This window comes from Neobacillus drentensis, assembly GCF_036962125.1.
In the GTDB taxonomy this organism is placed as follows: Bacteria; Bacillota; Bacilli; order Bacillales; family Cytobacillaceae; genus Neobacillus; species Neobacillus drentensis_B.
The window spans coordinates 142,763-168,875 of sequence record NZ_JBALOA010000018.1; the positions used below are offsets into that span (position 1 = coordinate 142,763).

The following is a 26,113-nucleotide window of genomic DNA, read 5'->3' on the forward strand; positions in this document are numbered from 1 at the left end:
ATGTTGGACGGAGGAGGAAAAGAACTTGAACATCGATGATATTATCATAGCACGCGACAAAATGAAGGGCATTGTCCATACCACTCCCCTAGATTACTCGAAAACATTCAGTCAGCTTGCACATAATGAGGTCTATCTAAAGCTAGAAAACCTGCAAAAAACAGGCTCCTTTAAAGTGAGGGGGTCTTACAATAAGCTTCAATCATTATCAGAGGAAGAACTGAAAAAGGGAGTAATTGCTGCCTCAGCTGGAAACCATGCTCAAGGTGTCGCCTATTCAAGTCAAATGCTAGGTATTCCTTGCACGATTGTGATGCCGAAAGGGGCTCCACTGAGTAAAATTCTTGCTACGAAACAATACGGGGCCGAGGTGGTTTTAGAAGGAGCCGTCTTTGATGATGCTCTTGCCTATGCCTTAGAACTGAAAGAGAAAATGGATGCCACGTTTGTCCATGCTTTTGACGACGAAGAAGTGATGACAGGGCAAGGAACGGTTGGCTTAGAAATCCTTGATCAACTTCCAGACGTGGAAGCAGTAATTTGCCCAATAGGCGGCGGAGGACTTATCGCAGGGGTGTCAATGGCTGTAAAGGAAAAAAATCCTCATATTGCTGTCTACGGTGTCCAGGCACTAGCCTGCCCGAGTATGAAGCAGTCCTTATTTGAAAATAAACCGGTAATGGTTGACTCCACGCCTACCATGGCAGACGGGATTGCCGTTAAGAAGCCCGGGCTTAGACCCTTTGAAGTTGTCCAAAAATATGTGGACGATGTCTTTTGTGTAGATGAAATGGAAATCGCCCGAACCATGCTTATGTTATTGGAAAGAAATAAACTGTTAGTAGAGGGATCTGGTGCCGTCTCACTTGCTTCCTTACTTTATGAAAAATTGAATATCAAAGAGAAAAAAGTAGTAGCTGTGTTAAGCGGCGGGAACGTCGATATGAATTTTATTTCAAGGATTATCGAACGAGGCTTAGTGGAGTCTGGCAGGTACGCGAATTTCACGATTACTCTGAAAGACAAACCGGGAGAACTTCAAAGAGTATTAAGTTCGATCACCGAATTAGATGCCAACGTCCAATCCGTTAATCTTCACCGGATTGGCAAGGATATCTATCCTGGGTATGCCCTAATTGAAATTTCAGTAGAGACTAAAAACCATGAGCATATAGAACAATTGCATAAAGTTCTTACCGAAAAAAACTACCATGTAGAAATGGGACATTGCTAAAGGTGGAATGGTAACGTAGGATGGCTCTACGTGCCCTATTCTGTGAAAAGTTAGAGCTAGGCGTCTACCTAGCTCTATTTATTATAACTTTTTTACAAATTCAGATTTTAAACTCATCGCGCCAAAACCGTCAATTTTGCAATCAATATTATGGTCGCCATCTACTAAACGGATGTTTTTAACTTTAGTACCTGCTTTCAAGACCGAAGAGCTTCCTTTTACTTTCAAGTCCTTGATAACAGTAATAGAGTCTCCATCGTTTAAGACATTTCCATTGGAATCTTTCACAACATTTTGCTCGTCCTGTTCTGCTTCTGTTTCTAAACTCCATTCATGGGCACATTCTGGACAAACAAAAAGACTTCCGTCCTCATAGGTGTATTCAGAATTACATTTCGGGCAATTTGGCAAATTAGACATTGAAATTCCTCCATTCATCCTGTTATTCTAATACATCCTAGGGATACAAGTCTATGCTGGTTTTATTTCTTCAAAATATATTCATAACAAGCCACACCATCAACTTGGTTGAAGCCTTTATTATTTTATAATTTGGAAAAAAAAGGTGCCTGACACCATTCTTATTCTAAGTTGCTATGATTTCCGAAAGCTAGGTTATGATCTACTTCATTCAATTTGCTGAACAGTAGGCATAAGGTATCGAAGATAATATGGGCACATTGATCAAATAGTGAACCAAGCGGCTGAATTGTTTTTAACTCATTTTCACGGCGATATTTGGTCGCTGCAGGTACGTGAAAGATCTGCGTTGCTGCCGCCGCTAACGGTGATTCGGGATTCGTGGTGATGGCCATGACCGAACAACCAAGTGACTTTGTTTTTTCAGCGGTCCATACCACGTTCTTCGTTGTCCCTGAGCCTGAAATAGCGACTAAAAGGTCCCCTTCTGCGATGGACGGAGTGATCGTTTCCCCGACAACAAACACCGTAGCACCCAAATGCATTAAGCGCATTGCAAATGACTTTGCCATTAAACCGGAACGTCCTTCTCCAATCACAAAAATCCGATTTGCCTTTTGTAATTGCACCGCTAACTCTTGTAACTGCCCTTCGTCCACTTGGCTCAGGACTGTTTCCACTTCTTTTAATATCGTAGGCATAACTAACATCGTCTATTTTCCCCCCATTTGGTTAATCAGTTGTTTAAATTGGGCCGCAGCCTTGGATGGATGATTCGCTTTGGTAATGGCAGAGCCAATAATCACAACCGCGGGGTTTAATGATTGCGCCAGCTCTTGAATCGAATCCAACTTGATTCCACCTGCTGCTGCTATTTGAAACCCTGAAAAAGCACTTTCGCTTATCCCTTGATTTTGACTGCCTAATTCCTCTTGCTGGTCCTTACTTACGTGCTCGCAAAAAATGGCATCTTTGTACTTCCGTAATTCTCGTTTTTGTTCATCTGAGGTATTTAACAGGTCAATCATGACCTTTTTTTGATAACGATTGGCCACTTCCATGCAAGTGTCGATTGTAACAAGGGGAGATACTCCCATAACGGTTGCCACATCAGCCCCTGATTCAAAACATAGGTCAAATTCATAACGGGCATTATCAATCGTTTTTATATCTGCGACAATTTGTTTATTGGGAAACGCTTGTCTTATTTCTTTGATACTTGATACACCAAATTCCTTAATTAATGAGGTTCCCACTTCAATCCAATCAATGGATTCCTCTACTTGTCTAGTCATTTCAATCGCTTCAGCTATTTCCATACGATCCAAAGCAAGTTGTATTTTCATAATCCGAACTCCTTTTCATAAGGTGTAGATAAATCGGTTTACTAAATCGGTTTATGAATTGATTATACTCCATTTGAAAGCGTTTTTCAATGTGCAAAATGTGCCTGAACCGGGTCGGTGGTGTCAGGCACTAATGCTTCCAATCACAAAATTTCACTTGGAAAAACAAACACTTCAGGAGGATTGTTTTCTTTATTAATTTGTCCAAATAGCAGCTCGGCAGCCTTTTTTCCCATTTCTGTTGCAGGCTGAGTAATAAAAGAAATCGGTGCATCAAGCAGGTGGGCAAATGGGATATTATCAAACACAGCCAACTCAAGCTCGTTATCCAGCTTAATTCCCTTTTCTTTTAAAAATTCCCCCACCTCTAAAAATACACGATCATTGGCAGCAAACAGGGCAGTTGGTTTCCCCTCTAACGAAAAGAGCCGCTCCAATTCGCTTTTCATATCGGAAATGCTTGCTTCAATAATCAGATTTGGATTAACTTCTAATCCAGCATCTACTAATGCTTTTTTATATCCTGCCAATCGATCGATGCGGGTACTAACCTTTAACGGCTGAACGACAAAGGCAATATTCTGGTGACCTTGTTCAATGAAATGCTGTACGGCCTTGTAAGTGGACTCGGCATTATCCGTTATCACTGAAAATACCTCTAGGTTTTCTACTCTTCTATCAACAAACACAACAGGGTAGCCCTGCCGAACCATACTTTCATATAAATCATTATTTTGTCCTGTTGGAAAAATAATCAACCCGTCAACCTGTTTAGCTCTTAACATCTCAATATATTTCTTCTCTTTTTCAGGATCATCATCTGCATTACAGACAATGGCGTGCAGGTCATGCGTATGGCAGAAATCCTCAATCGCCCGGCTGATTTCCGTCGAAAAATAATGAGTAATATTCGCAACAATGATACCAACCATCGAGGTACGCTTTTGTTTTAAACTTCTTGCGATAAAATTTGGCTGATAGCCGAGTTCTTCAATGGCTTCTTGAATTTTAAGCTTCGTTTTTTCCCCCATATATTCAAACCGATTATTTAAATATTGAGAAACTGTACTTTTCGATACACCTGCCGCTTTGGCAACATCGGCCATTGTTACTTTTTCCATGCCTATCTTCCCTCTTCCTCTTATTCCAATGTCTTCATTTTAGCGCCTTAAATACTAATTTTCCAGTAATGTTCGAATAGAGGATAATTCCCTGTAAACCAAAGGAGGATAACCAACTTTGCAACAGAGTTCCCGTAATAACAAGTACTCTCCACAAAGTGGCTATCCTCCCTCTCTACGCTTATCGTGCTGATTGGACTTCTTCCATTAACTTTCTTGCATTCAGGGTTATTTGCCGTAAATAATCCTCCGTTAAAGCTTTTTTCGGGTCCACTAACGAACTTCCAACACCAACAGCCACAGCCCCTACACGGATATAATCCTTTGCATTTTCCATATCAATGCCGCCTGTTGGCATTAACGGAACATGTGGCAGTGGACCAGCGATATTTTTAAAATATCCTGGTCCTACACTTCCGGCTGGAAACACTTTAATTACATCGGCACCGTACTCATAGGCAGTTAGGATTTCCGTTGCTGTAAATGCACCTGGAACACTAATTACTCCATATCGTTTCGTCATCTCGATTGTTTCTTTTCTTACTGTCGGTGAAAAAACAAACTTTGCACCTGACAAAATGGCTGCACGCGCTGTCTCCGCATCTAATACGGTTCCTGCACCAACAAAAATCTCATCACCAAACACATCGGCAGCTTTTTCAATTATGGCTAGTGCTTTTGGTGTTTCCAAGGTAATTTCAAGAGCTGTGACTCCGCCTTCTTTTAAGGCATGGGCCATCGGAATGATCGTGTCCAGTTTTGCACCGCGAATAACCGCGACAACTGCACGCTTTTTGATTTCTTCTACTCCCATTTATAAAACTTCCTTTCTTTACTTTAAATTAGTAACAGCCTTGGAAAAATTCCAAAGCTGTTAATAGTGTTAAGCAGTCATTTTTACATTTACTGGCTTGCTTTTATCTTTTTTTGCCGCTTTTACCGCTAAGATTGTTAAAATCGCGGAAAGGAATAGCGAGCCTGCCATGAAAATATATGATGCACCAAATCCACCAGTAGAATCATTCAAATAGCCGACGATATAGGCACCGACAAAGGAGCCTAACGCACCCATACTGTTAATAAGAGCCATCGCGCCACCTGCTACGTTACGTGGCAGTATTTCTGGAATAATTGCAAAGAATGGTCCATATGGTGCATACATCGCACCACCTGCAATTACGAGTAAGATAAAGGAGATCCAGAAATGTTCTGTTCCAATTGCATAAGAAGCATAGAAAGCGATTGCACCAATTAGTAGAAATGGCCATACAAAGGCGTTTCGATTCAAGGTTTTATCAGAGAAATAAGAAGCAACTAACATTAGGATAATAGCTAAAATATAAGGTACAGATGATAACCAGCCTGTTTTTACAATATCCATATTTGGCGCTGCTTTAATAATCGATGGAAGCCACATAACAAATCCATATACACCAATGCTCCAAAGGAAGTACTGCGCACTTAACAAAATAACTGGTTTTGATTTAAAGGCTTCGCCGTAATTTTTAACCGGTTTAATACCTTCTTGTTCTTTTAGTAATTGTTGTTCAAAATCATTCTTTTCTTGTTCAGTTAACCATTTAGCATCTCTAGGTTTGTCGTTGACAATTTTCCACCAAATAAAGGCCCAAATAACAGCTGGAATACCTTCAGCAATGAACATCCATCTCCAGCCCACAGAGTTTACTAAATAACCAGAAACAATCGACATCCATAATACGGTTGCTGGGTTACCTAAAATTAAGAACGTATTGGCACGAGAACGTTCTGCTTTCGTAAACCAGTTACTTAAAAGGACTAGCATCGAAGGCATTACGGCACTTTCGACGACCCCTAGAGCAAAGCGAATCACAAATAACAATTTAATATTTGTAATCATACCTGTAAAAGATGCTAATAATCCCCATGCAATCAATGACCAGAAAATAAGAACCTTGGCACTCTTTTTCTCAGCAAATGCCGCACCTGGCACTTGGAAAAAGAAATATCCTAAGAAGAATAATGAACCAAGTAATGATGAGGTCCCCGCTGTAATGTGAAGATCCTCCGCTAAACCGGAAGCTGCACCAAATCCATAGTTGGCCCGGTCAAGGTAGGCAAGGCTGTAAGTGATAAAAGCAATTGGAATAAGACGTAACCATCGTTGTTTTGCAATTGTTTGTTTCATGTTATTTCACTCCCTCTAATTGATTTTCTATATATTTTTCTAACTCTGCTTTGGTTGGATAGCCGTCATTGTCACCAGGTGATTGAACGGCTAACGAACCTATCGCATTGCCTCTTAATACCGCCTCACGAACGTGAAGACCCTCGAGTAATCCACTGATCACCCCAACCGCAAAACCATCACCTGCACCAACGGTATCCACCACCTTTTCCACATGAAATCCTCGTACGATACCTTCTTCAGTTGCTGTTTTATAAAAAGCTCCCTCAGCCCCAAGCTTAATAACCACAAGCTCGACACCTTTTTCTAAGTAAAAGGAAGCAATCTCACGCGGATCCTTTGAACCAGTTAAGATTTCACCTTCAGCGATTCCTGGTAATACGTAATCTGCTTGAAAGGCGACGTTATTAATTTCATTTACCATTTCCTCTTGTGATGCCCAAAGAGTTGGCCTTAAATTCGGGTCAAAGGAAACCTTCTTGCCATTCTTTTTCATAAAGGATAATGCGTATTTAGCAAAGGCTCTTGCACTGTTCGAGAGTGCTAGAGGAATACCTGTCATATGCAAGTGCTTTGCACTTAGAAAATAGGCTTCATTGAAATCTTCTTTACATAGATGGCTTGCTGCCGACCCTTTGCGGAAATATTGAACCTCTGGGTCACCTTCTAACACCATCGATTTTAATTGAAATCCTGTTGGATAATTTTTATCAATTAACACGTGGTTGATGTCAACGTTTTCATTTTTAATCCGATTGATAACAAATTTTCCAAACGCATCGTTTCCAACCTTACTTGCCCATCCAGAGCGCAAGCCAAGTCTGGCAAGTCCAATGGCAACATTTGTCTCTGCTCCAGCTAGTTCGCGGGTAAATTGGCTTACCTCATGCAGTGAACCCGGCTGATTGGCCATAAACATGGCCATTGCTTCACCAAACGTAATTGTATCTAATTGTTGCATGTTACTGCCTCACTTTCCGTTATCATCTGAATGTACTCACTTGTTTTCTCTTTTGGTTCAATCGGGAACTCAAGTGCCTTTACCATGTCAGATGGAAAACTATTCATAACCTTCTCCCAGCTGTGACGCCCATCTTTTTGAAGTGGAACAGTTAGCAGTTCACCATTATCATTTTCTACTTGCTTTAAATGAAGATAATGAACAAATGGTGCCAGTTTACTGAATGCTTCATCGACATCCTGGTTGGAGTAATACCAGTTCCCCGCATCGAAGGTCATTTTCACTGGTATATCCTGCTCGGATGCGCTTTCAAAAAAGGCTATTAATTGATGAACATTCCCACCATGCAATGTTTGGTCGTTTTCAACAAACAATTGAATGCCTTGCTGCTGCTTCAAAAATGTAAGGAGATCTTTTAGTTCAGATGAATCCTTAAGAAAATGCCCTAGTGAAACTTTAATCCACTTTGCCCCAAGCTGTTTTCCCTCATGAAAAATTTCAGTTAATTCTTCAACATTTAACTGGTGATTGGCTCTCCATAATTCAATCGGCGCGGAGTAAACGGTAAATAGCTGATATTGATCAATTTCTTTTCTAATGCTATCTAGTGGCGGATCTTGTTCCGTCAGTAATTCACGGCGAATCTCGATTCCAAAAGCACCGGATTCAGCAATGAGCTTAATAAATGAAGTTTGTCCCTTCGTTAATACTTCTGTTTTATCAAAAGCATTTAACGGGACAATCACTTGTTTCATAACAAGGACCCCTTTTTATAGTAAATCGTTTTAGTAAACCGATTTAGTAAATCGATTTATTCATATTATAAACCCAATGTAAGCGCTCTTGCAAGAGAAAGTTTTTGATTTTTTGTAATGGAATTAATTGTTAAGTTAAATAGAAACAGCCCCCACCATTGTGGAGGCTGTTAAAATCCAGAACATAGTTTCGTGATTGAATATCTTGTCATTCAATTATGGAATTAATAAGATTTTCCCTGTGCTCTTCCGGCTTTCTAAATATCGGTGTGCTTCTTGGCCCTTTTGCAACGGGAAGACCGTTGGTGCGGATAGCGTAACTTTCCCTTCCTCCATCCACTTAAACAGCTCATTCGAGCGAGCAATTCGCTCTTCACGGGAAGTAAGGACATTCCATAGGTCCCCACCCGTCAAGGTTTTGGAGGTATCCATTAACATTCTTGGGTCAACCAAAGCAGGGTCTCCACCTGACATCCCGTAAAAAACAACCGTTCCACCTGTTCGAGTGACTGCAAAGCTGTCTTGGAGTGTTGACCCTACTGATTCATAAACCACATCAACGCCTTTGCCATTCGTCGCCTCTAGGACTTGGCTCTTCCAGTCATCCTTGTACAAGAAAACTTTATCTGCTCCCACCGCTTGTGCGGCAGCTGCTTTTTCCGTCGAAGAAGTTAACCCAATTGCCGTCCCGCCTAATAATTTTACAATTTGTACGAGGAGCTGACCGACTCCACCGGCTGCTGCATGGATAAGCACCGTATCATTCTTTTTCACGGAAAAACTATCTTTTGTTAAATAATGAGCCGTCAATCCTTGTAACAGCACAGAAGCCCCTTCAGCAAATGAAATGGCTTCAGGCAATGGAATTGCTTTTTCCACTGGAACGGCTACTAACTCAGCGTTAGCATATGGTACATCCGCAAAGGCAATCCGGTCGCCAATGCTGATGCCCTGCACATTTGTTCCTACCTTTGCAACGATTCCTGCTCCTTCATAGCCTAAGATATAGGGTGGTTCACCGGCGAGATGATAGTTTCCTTTTCTTCTATATATATCGGCAAAATTTAAACCAATTGCTTTCATTTTAAGTAGGATTTCATCTGGACCGATCACAGGATCCATAATTTCGGTATACTCAAGGACCTCTGGCCCTCCGAATGTATTAAACACGAGTGCTTTCATATCGATAACCCCATTTAACTAGCTCTGTTATATCTGATTGCTGATTTCAATGTGTTTGAAAAATAGACGGAAGAATTCCGTTTAAATTGGGAAACACCCATATTTCCTTAAAAACAGGCGGAGTTTTTTCGCTTATATGATCGAAATCATTGGATTTTGTCTTACGTCGAGCGGTTAACCGGAATCTCTCCGCTTATTTTCGCTTCTTACACTTCCTTTATTACATAGCCGGAAATTCTCCGCTTATGAGTTCTCATACCTATACAGAAATCAACAATGAAAAATAACAAAGCCTTTATTTTTGATTACGTTCTTATTAAACAGAATTACCCTATGGATTGCAACTAAGTCGTGGAATGGCGTAGAAGGCCGTCCGCAAGTAGTAAATAACTCCTTGGCCCACATTAGGTATCGATTATATTGACCTGTATCAACCTGCACGCGTCAATCCAAATATTCCGATTGAAGAAATCAACAGATCCTTAAAACCAATTAATATGAAGCTTTTAGGCGTTCTACTAAATTCTCTGCGCTTTCACGAACTCGCTCGTTAGATAGAAATCGGACTCCTTGTGCGGTAAAGGTTGGCAGGAAGCGCATTCCTGTCAGGTTGGCTGTTGCTTGGAATGGCTTTGTTAATTCACTCATGCTGTAGTGATTATAGCCGCCAGCTTGATATGCCGCTTCTGGCCCGCCCGTAGAAATCGCCAGCATAAACTCTTTTCCACGTAATTTAGTTCCCTCCGAGCCGTACGCCCATCCGTAAGTAAGGACCACATCCTGCCACTCCTTTAGTAATGACGGGCTGCTGTACCAGTAGAATGGAAACTGAAAGACAATTCTATCGTGGTTTAGCAATTGTTGCTGTTCAACCGCTACGTCAATTTTTCCATCGGGATAGGCTTTATATAATTCATGCACAGTAATATCTTTTTCTTCATATAATCGATCCACCCACATTTTGTTTATGACTGAGTGCTTTAAGTTTGGATGTGCGACAATAACTAATGTTTTCATGTTTTAGTCTCCTTTTGAATTTTAACTTTCCATGGCTAATACTCTAGATTTATCTAGCCTATAGCTTTTCATTCCATCAATAAATCCTGTTTTCATTTGTACATACAAATGAAAAGTTAAAAAAATATTACTTTCTCCAATATAACTTCTACTATTTTTTCATTTAGTTAAACCTATATTTGTATATGCAAATGAAAGGGTAAAAAAATTACAGTTCTTTTTCTAGCTTATTGCTCGCTTCATGAAGCATTTTGCTTAAATCAATACTAAATTCTCGACCTAAAATTTCTGAGTAGCCCGTAAACAATTCTTTTAATGATGTACGGAACTGGTGGTATACTTTTTCTCCCTCATCTGTTAAAGAAATATGAGTTTGTTTGCCATCCATTTTTCTCGTTACCAGCTTAAGTTTTTCGAGTTTGTCAATAAACCTCGTACTCGTGGAAGGCGCGATGGATAATTTATGGCATAGTTCTTTTTGGGTGATTTCTGGATGGAATTTCACAGTCATGATCATGTAAAAATATGATGGAGCAAGGTCCTCGAAATCAAAGGTATTTTCAGCTAACTTTGTAATGTTACGAGCAAAGCGGCTGGCAGTAAAATATAAACAATGAATTAATACTTGTTCCTCTTCATTCATTCTTATCAATCCTCATTTTCATTTGCATATACAAATTAACATGAATAATCATCTGAGTCAACTAAAATAAGTATGGTGAGTTCCTAATTTCGGATTTCTTGTCTAAATTAGATATGGTATATATATTATAAACGGTGCTGGCGAAGCTATAATAAAAATTTTCCACAAAGTTTAATTGAGGTTCGGTAAAATGTTGATTCAAAAAGAGTAAAAAGGAGCAGTTGTAATATGGATAGAAATAAATTCTCAGCAATAGCCCATCAAAACCATTCATTTAGTAATCCAATTAGCGAAGCAAAAATTATGAAGATGCTTGAAATGATCTCACCTAAACCTTCAGAAAAGGTAATAGATATTGGTGCAGGAAAATGTGAACTGTTGATAAGATTAGTGGAGAATTTCCAAGTATCTGCTACCGCAATCGAATTATATGACGGTGCGATCGACGAAGCAAAGCGAAAGGCAAGCAATAGAATCCCTGACGGCAGTATTGAGTTTATTGTGGATGATGCCGCCTTGGCGGTGGAAAAATGTGAGGAAGCTGGATATGATTTAGGAGTTTGTATCGGTTCTACTCATGCATTGGACGGGCTTGAACCCACCTTAAAGACCTTAAAACGTCTCGTAAAGAAAAACGGCTATATTCTGATTGGTGAAGGCTATTGGAAGCAGACTCCTAGTCCTGCCTATTTAGAGGCGCTTGGAGGAGCAGACGAATCGGAATGTAAAAGCCATGCAGACACAGTAAAGACTGGTGAAGAATTAGGACTAATCCCGCTTTGGTCTTATGTTGCCAACGATGATGAGTGGGATGAGTATGAATGGTTGTATTCTATGTCTATTGAGAATTATTGTCTTCTGAATCCAAATGACCCAGATTGTGGTGCTATGCTGGAGCGGATTCGAACATGGCGCCGGACTTATTTGACTTGGGGGAGAGATACGCTAGGGTTTGGATTGTATTTGTATCGAAACCAGTAAAGGTCTTCGTTTATATAAGGTCTAGACCACTAGAAAAGGGAACATTCCAAGCCTTCATCCCTCTCTAATCAAACGTTTGATTAGTTTTTTTCAATAAAAAACACTTACTTTTTAATCAAACGTTTGATTAGTTTTTAGCAAAAAATAATATCTAACCTCTCAAAACACATATATACCACGGTCCCATCCCCATTTAATTAAACGTTTGATTAGTTTTTTAGAAATATCATCCAACCTTTGAAAATTCATATATACTAAGGCTTCAGCCCTATTTAATCAAACGTTTGGTTAGTTTTCCAGAGGTTTCATCCAACCTCAAACAAAAGTCATATATACCAAGGACTCAACCCCTTTTAATCAAACGTTTGATTAGTTTTCTATCGAGTTCAAAAAATTTCAGTGATTGGAATTTTATGATGACATCTGGTACACTACTATAGTTACCTAAGGTAATTATTACTCTAGATAACTATTTATTAAGAGGTGATTCACATAAAAACTTCTCAAAAATTTTTTCATCAATTACTAAGATTGTACCGGCCATTTGAGAATAAACTTAATATCCATCTTGCCGAGCATCAACTGCATAGAGCGCAATGGTCCATTTTATACTACTTATTTAACCATGGTGCGGCCACACTTGTAGACCTTTCTCATTATCTATATGTAGAGAAGCCTACAGTAACCAGGACCATTAACCGCTTGGAAGAACTTGGATACGTCGAGCAAGTCCCCAGCAAGGATAAACGTGAGAAACGGATCCAACTAACAGAGCTTGGGAGAAAAGTATATTTGGATGTCCGAGTAACCATTGATCAATTTGAATCAGATATTTTAAAAGGAATCTCCGAGCAGGAACAGCTTGCGGCGATTCGTATGATGGGAGAAATTCGCAATAATATTATTAACTAAGGGGTTTAACCACATGAATCAACATAGCGCAAAACTTTGGAGCAAGGATTTCATTATTGTATCCGGAGTCAATTTTTTCATCACTTTAGTCTTTTATTTATTAATCGTCATCATCGGTGTTTATGCCGTTGATGAATATCATGCCTCAACAAGCCAAGCTGGACTGGTAACAGGGATTTTTATTGTCGGGTCGTTAATTGGCCGATTGTTGATTGGCCGATTTATTGAGTCGATAGGCAGAAAGAAAACATTAATCATTGGGACCGTTTGTTTTATTTTGACGCTCCTTTTATACTTTGTGAATTCTGGGATTACATTCCTGCTGATTACTCGCTTTCTTCATGGTATTGCAGCGGGAATGGTCGGGACAGCAACAGGAACCATCGTCGCCCAGATTATTCCGGCTTCTCGTAAAGCGGAAGGCATCGGTTACTTCAGCATGAGTGCGACCTTAGCTACCGCGATTGGGCCATTTATCGGACTTTACATGACTCAGCATACCAGTTTCCAAATGATTTTTGCTTTTTCACTTGTATTAGGGGTAATTAGCTTGCTCACCGCTTTCTTCGTAGATGTACCTGCTTTAGAATTAAAAGGAAAACCATCCGAAGCAAAAGGATTTAAGCTTTTCAACTATATTGAACCAAAGGCACTGCCAATCGCTGTGATTACGCTAGTTGTAGCGTTTTGCTATTCCAGTGTCCTTTCATTTATTAACTTCTACGCGATTGAAATTGATTTAGTTAGTGCTGCAAGTTTCTTCTTTCTCGTCTATTCAATTGCCGTATTGTTATCACGTCCAATCACAGGTCGGTTAATGGATTTAAAAGGGTCAAACTATATCATGTATCCAGCCTTTATCACTTTAGCAGCTGGCCTGTTTCTTTTAAGTACCGCATCAATCAGCATAACCTTATTATTAGCAGGCGTATTAATTGGCCTCGGCTTTGGAAACATGCAGTCAAGTACCCAAGCAATCGCAGTTAAACTGACTGCTCCCCACCGGATGGGATTAGCAACCTCGACCTTTTTTATTTTTCTGGATGCAGGTCTTGGATTCGGTCCCTATTTGCTTGGCTTCATCATTCCATTAACAGGCTATCGGACCCTGTACGTCATCTTAGGCATTGTCTCGCTTGCCGCTATTGTCCTTTATTACTTTTTACATGGTAAGAAAGAAAATGCGGTAAGATCATTGAGGACTCAACCAACAGCTAATCCTAATTAATTGGAAGCACGGCACCCTATCGAAGGCACGCATAAAACTGATTTTTGGCAAATATGATTATCATAAGAATCCTAATTAAAGGGGTCGTTAGGTATGGTAATTTTTAATAAAATAGCCTTATCGTTTGTTGTCTTCTTTTCTTTTAGTATTATCTTAAATACTTATTTAGGAGAAAAGGAAAAAGTTCAATCTAATGTTATTTATTTAGTTATGAACGGGTTTGCCTATATCGTCTCGGCATTGGAAGTAGAAAAGGAAAAGCAAAGATTAGAAGCAATGAAAATTTAGTGCTGGTTGTAAATATAGTTCTATATCCCCTTGAACGAAATGAAATATTCTGATATATTTACAACAATTATATATTTTCTTACTTCACTATTATGAAGTGAGGATAGAGGCGCAAAAACCATCAGTACACAAACGGAGGATAATGAGATCCATTGATGACTGTGGAAAGGGGAATTTGCCGAAGCTTCCATGAATCTCATTGACATGAAGCTGGTTCTGCTATTGAAGAAATACAGAACTGTCATATAGGTAACTATATGGAGGGCTATCTTACGCACGGGAACTTATTTTTATTACGTTTCTACTGCAACAGCGAACCCTCGCTGTTGCTTTTTTGCGTTGATTCATGAATGGCCTACCCCCTCTAAATTTTAAAAAATTTATTATAAAGGGTGAAATCTGATGAATTTTGGCCAAGTATTAACCGCGATGGTTACGCCATTTAATCAAAATGGTGAGATTGATTTTAACGCAACAAAAACACTTGTAGACTATTTAATCGAAAATGGTACGGATGGAATTGTCGTTGCTGGTACAACAGGTGAGTCACCTACCTTAACAATGGAGGAAAAAGTTGCTTTATTTAAATTTGTCGCTGCTGCTGTCAATGGAAGAGTTCCAGTCATTGCCGGAACTGGCTCTAATAATACTAGAGCATCGATCAGTTTAACAAAGCAGGCGGAGGAAGCAGGTGTAGACGGGATTATGCTGGTTGCTCCTTACTACAACAAACCGTGTCAAGAAGGGATGTTTCAACATTTCAAAGCGATTGCTGATTCCACAAGATTACCGATCATGCTTTATAATATTCCTAGCCGTAGTGTGGTCAACATATCGGTTGAGACCATTGTCCGCCTTTCAAAAATAGAAAATATTGTTGCCTTGAAAGAAGCAAGCGGCAACCTTGATGCCATGGCTGAAATTATTAGCCAAACACCAAGTGATTTTATCCTTTATAGTGGTGATGATAGTTTAACCTTGCCAGTATTAGCGATTGGTGGAGCAGGTGTTGTTTCTGTTGCTTCACATGTCATAGGTAATGAATTACAAGAAATGATTAATCTCTTTAAAAATGGTCGTGTCCAAGAGGCGGCAATCGCTCATCGCCGTCTCCTCCCTGTTATGAAAGGATTATTTACAGCACCAAACCCAGCGCCGGTAAAAGCAGCCTTGAATATGAATGGAGTAAATGTAGGCGGTCTGCGCCTGCCATTGCTCCCGTTAAGCGATGAAGAAAAAATAACTCTACAAGGGATTCTTCCAGCAAGTAAAGTGAAAGTATTATCTTAAAGTGTACTATAAGCTGTCAAACACAATGTGTTTGGCAGCTTTTTATTGGTTTCCGGTTAAAAGTTAACTTCTCTCCCTCCTTTCGGGTAAAGTTTTCCCAAAAGGGCATACTACTTTTATTTAATGGGATTAGGGAGGATTTTAACCTTGGGAACTAATAATAATAAACTGTCCATTTTCGCTTTAGGCGGCATCAATGAGATTGGCAAAAACATGTATGTGGTTCAATACGCGGATGATATTTTTATTGTTGACTGCGGTGGTAAGTTTCCAGATGAAAGTTTATTAGGCATTGATTTGATTATCCCCGATATTACCTACCTTGAAGAAAATCAAGAGAAGATCCGTGCGATGATTGTGACTCATGGGCACGAAGATCATATTGGCGGGATTCCTTATATCTTAAGAAAATTGAACATACCTATTTATGCCACTCATTTTACACTTGGGCTGATTGAATTAAAAATTGACGAGCATCGGCTTCAAGGCAACACCAAGCTTATGACAATTGACTCTAACTCCAAACTTGAGTTTGGCGATGTGACTGTATCCTTTTTCAGAGTCAGTCATAGCATTCCGGACTGCCTCGGTGTTGTTTTTCATACACCTGAAGGTAATGTCGTTCATACTGGAGATTTCAAATTTGACCTAACACCTGTGAATAATCAACATTCAGATATTCATAAAATGGCCAATATTGGTCAGGAAGGTGTCCTTGTTTTAATATCTGAAAGTACGAATGCTGAGCGAAAAGGGCTGACACCGTCCGAACAAATGATTGGTGACAATTTGGATGAGGCCTTCATGAAAGCTGACGGAAAAATCTTTATCTCCACCTTTGCATCGAATGTGAATCGTGTTCAGCAGGTGGTTGCGGCAGCGATAAAGGCCAATCGAAAGATCGCACTTCTTGGCCGGAGTATGGTAAATGTCGTCTCTGTTGCGATTGACCGTGGTTATTTAACCATGCCCGAGGGGATGATTATCGAACCTCGCGAAGTCGATCGCCTTTCTCCTGAAAAGGTTGTCATCCTTTGTACTGGTAGTCAGGGGGAGCAAATGGCAGCTCTTTCCCGCCTGGCGAGTGGAAACTTTCGCGATGTCTCCGTTTATCCCGGAGATACGGTTATTTTAGCTGCATCACCAATACCAGGAAATGAAAAGGACGTTTCACGCATCATCGACAACTTATTTCAATTGGGAGCTAAAGTGATCTATGGGTCTGGAAGTACCACAGGTATGCATGTTTCTGGGCATGGCTATCAAGAAGATTTAAAATTGATGCTAACTCTTATGAAACCAACCTACTTTATTCCAATCCATGGTGAATATCGCATGCTGCACCACCACCGGTTGTTGGCTGAATCCGTAGGAGTGGAGCAGGGAAATACCTTCATAATAAAAAATGGTGATGTGGTCGATGTGGAAAACCAAGTTGCTCGTCAGACCCGGTCAGTACCAGCTGGGGATACTTATGTTGACGGGATGGGAGTTGGCGATGTCGGTGACATTGTTCTGCGCGATCGTAAACAACTGTCTGAAGATGGAATGCTCGTGATTGTCATCACCATTAATAAGGGCGATAGGAAGATCATTTCCGGACCGGACACGATTACCCGTGGTTTCGTCTACGCAAGAAATTCGGATGAACTGCTAAAAGAGATTAATCGCCTTGCCAGAAAGACCATCAATGACCTGCAAAGCGAAAATATCAGACAATGGAATGTCATTAAACAAAACATCAAAAAATCCGTTGGGCAATACGTATTCGCCCAAACGAAAAGAAAACCAATGATCCTGCCGATCATTATTGAAATTTAAAAGGTGTCAGGTACCATGTGAAATTTTCACATGGTACCTGACACCTAATTTTTATCCTGTTGGTAATTTTATTTTATCTAGGATGGTGGAGAAGTAGTTTCTGACGATGTTAGTTTTTGTCGGTCTTTCTTTTAGGGCTTGGTGCATGTTGATGTTCTGTTCGTTATCGACCGCGTCTTCATCGATAAGTTCAGAGGAGTATATTCGCTGTCCATCAGTAATTCTACGAATTGATCGAGCCAATTCCTCGCTCGGACTGTCCTTCAATAAATACCCGCTTACATCCGCTTGTAAGGCACGCTGATAGTATCCACTACGCGCAAAGGTTGTGAGGATTATGACCTTACAACTCAATGACCTTAAAGCCTCAGCTGCATCAAGTCCGCTCATTATAGGCATTTCTATATCCATAAGACAAACATCAGGCTGCAATCGGTGCACAAGTGCAAGAGCCTCTTCCCCATTACTCGCTTGACCGATAACTTCTATATCCTCTTCCAAATTCAGGAGAGAACCCATTGCCCCTAATAGAAGTTCCTGATCCTCAGCAATCACAATTCGAATCATATAAGTTCTCTCCTTATCTGGCAGCTGTTATGTAAATAACAACTCCCCTTAAATTAAGGGGAGCAAGCCTTTATTAACCTAGTTAAATTTCAGGTTTCACTTGTACGGAAAACTTCTTTTTCGCTAAAGCTTTGACTTCTCTAAAGCTCACAAAATTCTTTCTTTCCTCATCCCACAAACGGAAACGTAGTGATTTTAAGCTTGTAGCAAGAGAAATGGTTGGTACGTTTTGTAACGGAGGCGTATTATTATGTGCTTCCTCTAATTTATAGTTAGGCACCCGTGGGCTTAAATGGTGTACATGGTGGAATCCAATATTTCCAGTCAGCCATTGCAAAACTTTTGGAAGCTTATAGAATGAACTGCCCTCAACTGCTGCTTTCACATATTCCCACTCCTTATCTTCTTCGAAGTAAGAATCTTCAAATGTATGCTGCACGTAAAACAGCCATACCCCTGCTGCGCCTGAAATCATGAAAATTGAGCCCTCAACTAATAGAAACGACTGCCATCCAATGGCCCAACAAAGGAAACTAACCAAAGCAACGATCAGAACATTAGTTAAATACGTGTTATTACGTTCCTTTCTTTTCGCACCTTTGCGGTTAAATCTATTTTTAATTAGGAACACATAAATCGGTCCTAATCCAAGCATCACAAGTGGATTACGATAAAAACGATAAGCTAAACGAAGTCTAAGTGGTGCAGCTAAATATTCATCAACAGTCAGAGTCCAAATATCACCTGTGCCGCGTTTATCCAAGTTACCGCTTGTCGCATGATGAACCGAATGGTCATGGCCCCACTGATCAAACGGGAAGATGGTTAGGACACCCATCGCCGTTCCGACAATTCGATTAGCACGACGGCTTTTAAAAAAGGAGTGATGGGTACAGTCATGAAAGATGATGAAAATCCTAGTTAAAAACCCTGCTGCAAGCACAATCGGAACTAATGCTAACCAATAAGAAACAGATAAGCTTAGATAGGCTAGATACCACAAACCAATAAATGGCACGACCGTGTTAATCATCTGCCATACACTTTCTTTTGTCGTTGATTTTTCAAAGGGAGCTACTTGTTTTTTTAGATTCTTCGTATTTTGTAAGGTCATTTTTAAATTCCCTTCCTTCTTTGTATCGTTATAACCACAGTATATAGAAGGGAGTTTGGACTTGTTAGTAGCAGGTGTCATGTGCAGGGTATGACAAATGTCACATCACAATAATATTTTTCAACAGAAATAGTGTCTGACACCAGTTATATCAATACTTTTTGGTGTCAGGCACTTTTTAAAAAAAAAATTAAATTCATCAATTAATTAGGGTGTATGATTCCTTCTTCCTTTGCTTTGAAGACAGCTTTTTGTCGTCCAGTGACTTCTAATTTCGAATAAATATTGGAGATATAATTTTTAACTGTTCCTTCTGTTAAGAATAATTTTCTGGCGATCTCACGATTGCTAGCCCCTTGTGCAAGTACCATCAGCACCTCCATTTCTCTTTCAGTCAAACCGTAGGATGTTTTTTTATTTTTTTCCGCTTTTGGTTGTTCCAAAGGATTAATCCAATCAGCAATCAGCTGTTTGGCAATCTCCTGTGTAATTAGGGTTCCACCGTGATGAACCAATCTAATCCCTGCAGCTAAATCTCTCGGATGGATGGCTTTAAGTAGATAGCCTTCTGCCCCGGCTGCCAATGCTTCCCTGACATATTCCAATTCCTGAAAGGTAGTTAAAATTATCACCTTAACTTTAGGAAGCTGACTCTTTATTTGCCTTGTTGCTTCCACTCCGTCCATTACAGGCATATGAATATCCATCAATACAAGGTCTGGTAAAAATTGCTGTGTCATTGCTGCCGCCATTTTTCCATCCTCGGCTACCCCAACAATTTCTAAATCATCTTCCCCTCCTAATACAATCGACAGACTCTCACGGATGAGCTCTTGGTCATCCACAATCAACACTTTTATCATTTTGTTTGATTCCCCCTAATTTCCGTTCAGCTCTTATTGGTAAAAAGCAAGTAACAACCGTACCATCCTCCACCTTCGACTCAATAGTCAATTCACCTTGAAGTGCTTCTAAGCGTTCTCTCATTCCGTTCAGACCAAACCCATACTTTTCTTTGTCCATACCAATCCCATTATCTATAATCGTTAAGATAACCTGTGAAGGTTCCTGTTTCAACATGATGATAATCTCCTTTGCCTGACCGTGGCGGACTGCATTTGTTAGTGCTTCCTGTAAACAGCGGCTTAAGGCAGTCGACCCTTGGAAAGAGATATTAGCTGGGGTACCTAAATTTTTAAAGATAACGCTTGTTTTTGTATGGGAAGCAAATTCACTTGCTATTTTCCTCAGTAGGGTAGAGAAATCCTCTCTTCCCTCATTCGGCGAAATTTGATGAATATAGGTTCTTGTTTCATCTAACGACCTGCTCATTACTTCTCTTAACCTGCCAACTTGTTCTTTAGCTTTTTGGGGCGAAGAATCCATTATGAATGAGAGGGCATCAAGCCCCATAATCACTGATGTAAATGTATGTCCCACCGTGTCGTGCAAGTCCCTGGCAAGCCGGTTTCGTTCTTCCAATAATGTGACTTTTTCAATCTGTTTGGCGTATTCCTCTAACAGTTGATTTTGGCGACGGTTTTCATCCAGTAAAAGCTGTGTCTTTTTTTCTGCCTCAAGGACCTTAGCAACAGCAATACCTACCCCGAAAAAAAAGAACCCATCAATCACTCCCATTCCCATCTCGTTTATCCCAATGGCTGTGTAGGCGAGAAAAGGCACAATAGTAAAACCTCCCCATAGAAACCATCTCTCTCTCCCAGCTTTACTGTATATACCAGCACAAAGGGATGGAATAGCCAAAAAGGAAGAATATTTGCCTAATAAGGAACAAGCAACAATTAAGAACAGTCCGCTAAAAATTAATTCTAGCAACGGATAGTTTGTTCTTTTAGATGTACTAAACCAATCCCCTATCCATTGAGGAATAAGAAAAGCAGCAAATAGCAAAGTCAAGAGCAGCCAATCTAACTGAAAGGGCTGCAGGAATACTACCATAATTAATAAATGAAAAATGAACCAGCCTATTCTCGTGATTTGTGCAGCTTTGTAAACCCAATGGGTTTCATTTTGCAATGGCAGCATAATGCTCTCCTTCTGTGCAATTTAATCCAATTAAAGTAAGTAATTCAACAAACTAATCCATATTTCCTGTTTCAAAAGTCATATGACTTTACCAGAACATTTAATGACGAAATTCACTGTTTGTTATGACCAATTCTGTTTGATAATGAGGATACAAATTAGTTAATAAAGGAGAGATTTTAATGAAGTCATTTTTATACCGGCATGCCGTAGTTTTATTTCTAGGGGTTATGATTGGCAGAGGAATCCTCGGAATGGTGACAGTGAAAGGTATTCAAATGTTCAACCCCACACTTTCTGTCCAAAAGGATTTAGGCTGGTTAATCATGCTATTATATGCCGTCTGTGCCGTTTTAGCAGTTAAATGGGTAAGGATCGATAAGGAGATTGGTTTAATTAAACCCTCAGTTAAGGAATGGTACATGTGGTTACCGGTACTAATTATTCCATTAACTTTAGCCTTTTATTTAGGTTTTCACTCACCATGGAGTCATGTCCCATTCTTATTGATTGCCGCTTTAGGCGTGGCGATTAATGAAGAAATCCTGTTTCGTGGAATCCTACTTCGTGCTATGCTCCCATTTGGAAAAGCGGTTGCCATCATCATCCCTTCGCTTTTGTTTGGAGCAACACACTTAGGCAATATTTTTGTTGGCGCTGATGTATCCTTTGCTCTTTTCCAGTTTGCTTGGACCTTTATTGGCGGTATGGCCCTTACAGCAATGCGCTTACAAAATAAGAGTTTACTTCCAGCCATCGGATTTCATTTCATTCTAGATGCGATAGAATATGCGGCAACTGGTGAATACGGGGTTCACAGTATTCAATATTCACTAGGTTGGTTATCGATATTTGTTCTGTTAAACCTGGCCTTTCTGATTTATGCACTTTACGGATTGAAAAAGGAAACACACAAAATAAGCGTCGCTAAAAATACAATTCCCGCGAATTAAATAGGGCGGACAGTGCTGGCACTGTTCGTCTTTTTTCTATTTTTCAAGTATAATGAACCATGTTCTGATTATGCATATGAATTTTCTTTGCGAGAAATCCTATAGATAAGCTGGATAATACTATAAAATGAGGTTAATACATGAGCGAAAAAAGCTTTTCAGATTATAATTTAAGTGAGGAAATCACTAGAGCACTGGCTATTTTAAAATATGATGCTCCTACCGAGGTTCAAACCGAAGTCATCCCTTTAGCACTGGAAAATCAAGATCTTGTCGTTAAATCACAAACAGGCAGTGGTAAAACGGCCTCGTTTGCAATCCCTATATGCGACATGATCGATTGGGAAGAAAGAAACCCACAAGCATTAATTCTTACCCCAACAAGGGAGCTTGCGGTACAGGTACGCGAGGACGTAACCAATATCGGCCGATTTAAACGGATTAAAGCGATGGCAGTTTACGGAAAAGAGCCCTTTTCAAAACAAAAGGAAGAATTGCAGCAAAAAACGCATGTTGTTGTGGGTACACCAGGACGTGTCATCGACCATATTGATAGAGAAACCCTAGTACTTGATGAGATTAAGTATCTTATTATCGATGAAGCGGATGAAATGCTCAATATGGGGTTTATCGACGACGTCGAAGCGATCATCAAAGAACTCCCTTCGGACAGAATCACCATGGTCTTCTCGGCTACCTTACCTGAGGATGTTGAAAACCTCTGTCATAAATACATGAAAAATCCTGTTAATATCGAGATCGCATCTACAGGTATCACGACCGATACAATTGAGCATCAATTAATTGAGGTTAAAGAAGATGCTAAGCTTGCCCTCTTAAAAGACATTACCGTTGTCGAAAATCCAGATAGCTGCCTTATTTTTTGCCGGACCAAAGAACATGTCGATACGGTCTATTCAGAATTAGAAGGCGCTAAATATTCCTGTGAACGACTCCATGGAGGATTAGAACAGCAAGACCGGTTTGCTGTCATGGATGGCTTTAAAATGGGGAATTTCCGCTACCTAATCGCAACGGATGTGGCTGCGCGCGGAATTGATATTGATAACGTCACCCTCGTCATCAATTATGACGTCCCAATGGAAAAGGAAAGTTATGTCCACCGTACAGGCAGAACAGGCCGTGCCGGCAATGAAGGAAAAGCAATCACATTTGCCACCCCTCATGAAGGAAAATTCGTTCGTGCGATTGAACGTTATATTGGTTTTGAGATTCCGAAAATCGAAGCACCAAAGCCTGAGGACGTAGAGAGAGGAAAGGACGCGTTTGAGGAAAAAATCAATGGCCGTCGCGTCGTACGAAATAATAAAACAGCTCGGATTAACCAAGGTATTACCAAACTCCATTTCAGCGGCGGCAAAAAGAAAAAGATGCGGGCGGTCGATTTTGTCGGAACCATCGCGAAGATTCCTGGAGTCACAGCCGATGATATCGGCATTATTACCATCCATGATCAAATGACCTATGTTGATATTCTTAATGGCAAAGGTGCGCTTGTTTTACAGGCGATGGAGAACGCCACGATTAAAGGGAAAAAACTGAAGGTTAGCAAGGCACTTAAATAAAGAAGCTTGGAAATAGAACGATTATCCTCTGGCATAATCGTTCTTTTTTTATAAACTCACATAAAATTCCCCCTATTCAGATAAATATTGTACTATTAAGATATTAATAGGAAAAGTGGGGATCTTTGTATGGAAAAGGGAAAACTTGCACTAAAGTTGCTTGGTGGGATTGCTCTTGTTTTTCTAATTGTAACCGTTTTTAATTCTCTCGTAATTAAGTCAAAACAACCAGTCCCCCACCCAACAAACATAGTAATTAACAAGGACGAAGCCGTTCAGCATTTATCCAAAGCAATCACCTACAAAACGGTATCTTATCAGGATCGGAGTAAGTTTGACTTTAAGGAATTCGAGAAGTTTATTGCCTTTTTACATGAAACCTTCCCCAACGTTTATGAACGGCTTGAATTTGAAAAAGTAAATGATTATGCCCTCGTTTTTAAATGGAAAGGGTCAGATGCAAGCAAAAATCCTATCGGCTTAACCAGTCATTATGATGTTGTCCCTGTCCTATCTGGTACGGAGTCTAAGTGGGAGCAAGACCCTTTTAGTGGTGCTGTTGTGGACGGTAAAATATGGGGCCGGGGAACGCTGGATGACAAAATCGGCGTGATTGGTATTTTACAAGCCGTTGATTATTTATTATCGGAAGGATTCAAACCAGAGCGTGATATCTACCTTATGTTTGGTTTTGATGAAGAAATTGGCGGGGACGAAGGTGCCAATGCCATTGTAGACACTCTAAAAGATAGAGGAATTACCTTTGACTACGTTCTAGATGAAGGAGGCGCAATAGTCGAAAACATGGTTCCAGGTGTGAGCCAGCCGGTTGGTGTCGTGGGTATTTCCGAGAAAGGTTCGGCTACGGCAAAATTGACGATTGAAGGCAGCGGTGGTCACTCTTCCCAGCCAAAGGATCACACCAATATTGGCCGAATTTCAAGCGCGATTGCTAAATTAGAAGAAACCCAGTTTAACGGTGACCTTCGAGGACCTGGTGAAGACTTGTTTGAATTCGTAGCACCGGAAATGAGTTTTGGAATGAAATATGTATTTGCCAACAAGGGGATCTTTGAGCCGCTTATTGAAAAAATATTGCTCAGGCAGCCAGCTTCGGCGGCACTAATTCGGACCACAATTGCCCCGACAATTTTTCAAGCCGGTGAACAGTATAACGCTTTACCCGAAAAAGCTACCGCCTTTATTAATCTTCGACTCATGCCTGGCGATTCCTTAGCTGGGGTGAAATCATTTATAGAGAAAACGATTGACGATGATGATATTAAAGTAACGATAACGGGCAACGAAGCATCCAAGGTGTCTTCGATTAAGGGATGGCAATTTACCTCGATTCAACAGGCGGCCAGAAATGTTTATGGAAATGCCGTCGTCGCCCCCTACTTAATGTTTGCCGGCTCTGATGCTAGACAATATGACCGGATATCAAGTAATACCTATCGATTCTTACCAGTTCAGATTACCTCCGAAGATCTAAACCGGATGCATGGCACGAATGAACAGATCAGTGTTGAAAATTACCTCAGGGCCATTCAGTTTTATGCCGAAGTCATTAAAGAAGCTAATAGCTAAGAATGGATACCGCCTATTAGGTGGTATTCTTTTTTTAACTCTCTGTAAAAATTAGTATCAAACCATGATGGAAATAAATAATAAGAGACAAGATTGGAAGAATATATGTTAATAGCAAGTATTGTCGTTAGGAGGACAGGTATGCTGGGAAAAGGGATCCTCAAGTTACCACTTTGTTTCACTTTTTTACTTGTTGTGGTAATCACCACTAGCGAACAAAGTAAAGATGTACAAGCATTCACAAGTCAGGTGCTGCAAAGAGGTTCGACAGGAGAAGATGTAATTGAGCTACAATCACGGCTCAAATATAACGGCTATTTCACAAGTAAGGTCGACGGGGTATTTGGCTGGAATACATACTGGGCCGTTCGGAATTTTCAAGACCAATTCGGTCTGCCTGTTGATGGTGTGGTTGGGGCTAAAACAAAGGCAGCAATCGTCAAAGCAACCAAGTATGAAAAACAAGGTTCATCAGGCACCAGTTCTGCTTCAGTACCTAACGGTTATTCCCAAAATGATATACAATTGATGTCTAACGCTGTTTACGGGGAATCCCGCGGAGAGGAATACACCGGGCAAGTTGCCGTTGCAGCTGTTATCTTGAACCGAGTCAGCCACACATCGTTTCCGAATACAGTTGCAGGTGTCATCTATCAACCAGGTGCCTTTACAGCAGTAGCGGATGGACAGATTAATTTAACACCCAATGCCACTGCAAAGAAAGCAGTTATGGATGCTATTAACGGCTGGGACCCAAGTGGCGGAGCGATTTATTATTTTAATCCTGATACCGCGACAAGCGGCTGGATCTGGAGTCGGCCGCAAATCAAAAGAATTGGTAAACATATATTTTGTAAATAATTGAAGGTTACTAAAAAAGACTTGGAAGCT

The 26,113-nt window shown here is 40.3% G+C and carries 26 protein-coding genes and 1 riboswitch; of the genes, 11 read left to right on the top strand and 15 right to left on the bottom strand.

Annotation, left to right across the window (positions count from 1 at the left end; translation table 11 throughout):
- The first annotated feature begins 61 nt into the window (after window positions 1-61).
- The gene (gene ilvA / locus V7121_RS16945) at window positions 62-1,234 is read left to right on the top strand and encodes a threonine ammonia-lyase (protein WP_335494344.1); all 1,173 of its coding nucleotides are present in this window, start codon (window positions 62-64) and stop codon (window positions 1,232-1,234) included.
- Window positions 1,235-1,315: 81 nt separating this feature from the next.
- Here ilvA and V7121_RS16950 read toward each other — a convergent pair whose 3' ends face one another.
- From V7121_RS16950 to V7121_RS17000, 11 genes are all read right to left on the bottom strand, one after another.
- Window positions 1,316-1,654 carry a zinc ribbon domain-containing protein YjdM gene (locus V7121_RS16950; RefSeq protein ID WP_335494121.1) on the bottom strand — a complete coding sequence of 113 codons (339 nt, stop codon included), beginning with the start codon at window positions 1,652-1,654 and terminating at the stop codon, window positions 1,316-1,318.
- Between the two features lie 161 nt (window positions 1,655-1,815).
- On the bottom strand, window positions 1,816-2,364 hold the full coding sequence (gene hxlB / locus V7121_RS16955) for a 6-phospho-3-hexuloisomerase (protein WP_335494119.1): 549 nt from the start codon (window positions 2,362-2,364) through the stop codon (window positions 1,816-1,818).
- A 3-nt stretch (window positions 2,365-2,367) separates the two neighbouring features.
- Window positions 2,368-3,000, bottom strand: coding sequence for a 3-hexulose-6-phosphate synthase (gene hxlA, locus V7121_RS16960; RefSeq protein ID WP_335547253.1), 633 nt, complete (start codon window positions 2,998-3,000; stop codon window positions 2,368-2,370).
- A 143-nt stretch (window positions 3,001-3,143) separates the two neighbouring features.
- Window positions 3,144-4,121 carry a LacI family DNA-binding transcriptional regulator gene (locus V7121_RS16965; protein WP_335494115.1) on the bottom strand — a complete coding sequence of 326 codons (978 nt, stop codon included), beginning with the start codon at window positions 4,119-4,121 and terminating at the stop codon, window positions 3,144-3,146.
- Window positions 4,122-4,302: 181 nt separating this feature from the next.
- Window positions 4,303-4,935, bottom strand: coding sequence for a bifunctional 4-hydroxy-2-oxoglutarate aldolase/2-dehydro-3-deoxy-phosphogluconate aldolase (locus V7121_RS16970; RefSeq protein WP_335494113.1), 633 nt, complete (start codon window positions 4,933-4,935; stop codon window positions 4,303-4,305).
- A 69-nt stretch (window positions 4,936-5,004) separates the two neighbouring features.
- Window positions 5,005-6,288: an MFS transporter gene (locus V7121_RS16975; protein WP_335547255.1), complete on the bottom strand. Its 1,284-nt coding sequence runs from the start codon at window positions 6,286-6,288 to the stop codon at window positions 5,005-5,007.
- 1 nt (window position 6,289) lies between these two features.
- Window positions 6,290-7,249 (bottom strand): sugar kinase, encoded by a 960-nt coding sequence (locus V7121_RS16980; protein WP_335494109.1) that lies wholly within the window; start codon window positions 7,247-7,249, stop codon window positions 6,290-6,292.
- Window positions 7,237-8,004 carry a sugar phosphate isomerase/epimerase family protein gene (locus tag V7121_RS16985; RefSeq protein ID WP_335494107.1) on the bottom strand — a complete coding sequence of 256 codons (768 nt, stop codon included), beginning with the start codon at window positions 8,002-8,004 and terminating at the stop codon, window positions 7,237-7,239. The genes V7121_RS16980 and V7121_RS16985 overlap by 13 nt, the downstream gene beginning before the upstream one ends.
- 216 nt (window positions 8,005-8,220) lie before the next feature.
- Window positions 8,221-9,186, bottom strand: coding sequence for a quinone oxidoreductase family protein (locus V7121_RS16990; RefSeq protein ID WP_335494105.1), 966 nt, complete (start codon window positions 9,184-9,186; stop codon window positions 8,221-8,223).
- 492 nt (window positions 9,187-9,678) lie between these two features.
- On the bottom strand, window positions 9,679-10,203 hold the full coding sequence (locus V7121_RS16995) for an NAD(P)H-dependent oxidoreductase (RefSeq protein ID WP_335494103.1): 525 nt from the start codon (window positions 10,201-10,203) through the stop codon (window positions 9,679-9,681).
- 208 nt (window positions 10,204-10,411) lie between these two features.
- Window positions 10,412-10,846 (bottom strand): MarR family winged helix-turn-helix transcriptional regulator, encoded by a 435-nt coding sequence (locus tag V7121_RS17000; protein ID WP_335494102.1) that lies wholly within the window; start codon window positions 10,844-10,846, stop codon window positions 10,412-10,414.
- Window positions 10,847-11,074: 228 nt separating this feature from the next.
- Between V7121_RS17000 and V7121_RS17005 the strand changes: the two genes are divergently transcribed.
- The 6 genes from V7121_RS17005 to V7121_RS17030 all read left to right on the top strand — a co-directional run bounded on the left by V7121_RS17005 (window position 11,075) and on the right by V7121_RS17030 (window position 17,366).
- Complete coding sequence (locus tag V7121_RS17005; RefSeq protein ID WP_335494100.1) at window positions 11,075-11,827, top strand: class I SAM-dependent methyltransferase; 753 nt, start codon at window positions 11,075-11,077, stop codon at window positions 11,825-11,827.
- Window positions 11,828-12,319: 492 nt separating this feature from the next.
- Window positions 12,320-12,739 carry a MarR family winged helix-turn-helix transcriptional regulator gene (locus V7121_RS17010; RefSeq protein WP_335494343.1) on the top strand — a complete coding sequence of 140 codons (420 nt, stop codon included), beginning with the start codon at window positions 12,320-12,322 and terminating at the stop codon, window positions 12,737-12,739.
- A gap of 13 nt (window positions 12,740-12,752) precedes the next feature.
- Complete coding sequence (locus V7121_RS17015) at window positions 12,753-13,967, top strand: MFS transporter (protein ID WP_335494098.1); 1,215 nt, start codon at window positions 12,753-12,755, stop codon at window positions 13,965-13,967.
- Window positions 13,968-14,060: 93 nt separating this feature from the next.
- Complete coding sequence (locus V7121_RS17020) at window positions 14,061-14,255, top strand: hypothetical protein (RefSeq protein ID WP_335494096.1); 195 nt, start codon at window positions 14,061-14,063, stop codon at window positions 14,253-14,255.
- A gap of 96 nt (window positions 14,256-14,351) precedes the next feature.
- A riboswitch (Lysine riboswitch) is annotated at window positions 14,352-14,531 on the top strand.
- A gap of 126 nt (window positions 14,532-14,657) precedes the next feature.
- Window positions 14,658-15,545: a 4-hydroxy-tetrahydrodipicolinate synthase gene (gene dapA / locus V7121_RS17025; protein ID WP_335494094.1), complete on the top strand. Its 888-nt coding sequence runs from the start codon at window positions 14,658-14,660 to the stop codon at window positions 15,543-15,545.
- A gap of 123 nt (window positions 15,546-15,668) precedes the next feature.
- Window positions 15,669-17,366, top strand: coding sequence for a ribonuclease J (locus V7121_RS17030; RefSeq protein ID WP_420490726.1), 1,698 nt, complete (start codon window positions 15,669-15,671; stop codon window positions 17,364-17,366).
- A gap of 51 nt (window positions 17,367-17,417) precedes the next feature.
- On the opposite strand, the gene V7121_RS17035 is transcribed toward V7121_RS17030, so the two are convergent.
- The 4 genes from V7121_RS17035 to V7121_RS17050 form a co-directional block, all read right to left on the bottom strand.
- Window positions 17,418-17,933 (bottom strand): response regulator, encoded by a 516-nt coding sequence (locus tag V7121_RS17035; protein WP_335494090.1) that lies wholly within the window; start codon window positions 17,931-17,933, stop codon window positions 17,418-17,420.
- Window positions 17,934-18,015: 82 nt separating this feature from the next.
- A complete protein-coding gene (locus V7121_RS17040) occupies window positions 18,016-19,047 on the bottom strand; it encodes a fatty acid desaturase (RefSeq protein ID WP_335494089.1) in 1,032 nt (343 codons plus the stop codon).
- A gap of 203 nt (window positions 19,048-19,250) precedes the next feature.
- On the bottom strand, window positions 19,251-19,910 hold the full coding sequence (locus tag V7121_RS17045; protein WP_335494087.1) for a response regulator transcription factor: 660 nt from the start codon (window positions 19,908-19,910) through the stop codon (window positions 19,251-19,253).
- Window positions 19,885-21,093 (bottom strand): sensor histidine kinase, encoded by a 1,209-nt coding sequence (locus V7121_RS17050; RefSeq protein ID WP_335494085.1) that lies wholly within the window; start codon window positions 21,091-21,093, stop codon window positions 19,885-19,887. The genes V7121_RS17045 and V7121_RS17050 overlap by 26 nt, the downstream gene beginning before the upstream one ends.
- Window positions 21,094-21,275: 182 nt before the next feature.
- On the opposite strand from V7121_RS17050, the gene V7121_RS17055 reads away from it, so the two are divergent.
- The 4 genes from V7121_RS17055 (at window position 21,276) to sleB (ending at window position 26,083) form a co-directional block, all read left to right on the top strand.
- Window positions 21,276-22,046: a CPBP family intramembrane glutamic endopeptidase gene (locus V7121_RS17055; protein ID WP_335494083.1), complete on the top strand. Its 771-nt coding sequence runs from the start codon at window positions 21,276-21,278 to the stop codon at window positions 22,044-22,046.
- Between the two features lie 140 nt (window positions 22,047-22,186).
- Window positions 22,187-23,632, top strand: coding sequence for a DEAD/DEAH box helicase (locus V7121_RS17060; protein WP_335494081.1), 1,446 nt, complete (start codon window positions 22,187-22,189; stop codon window positions 23,630-23,632).
- Between the two features lie 129 nt (window positions 23,633-23,761).
- Entirely contained in the window at window positions 23,762-25,222 is a 1,461-nt protein-coding gene (locus tag V7121_RS17065; RefSeq protein WP_335494079.1) for a M20 family peptidase, read from the top strand.
- A 141-nt stretch (window positions 25,223-25,363) separates the two neighbouring features.
- Window positions 25,364-26,083 carry a spore cortex-lytic enzyme gene (gene sleB / locus V7121_RS17070; protein WP_335494077.1) on the top strand — a complete coding sequence of 240 codons (720 nt, stop codon included), beginning with the start codon at window positions 25,364-25,366 and terminating at the stop codon, window positions 26,081-26,083.
- Window positions 26,084-26,113 lie beyond the last annotated feature (30 nt).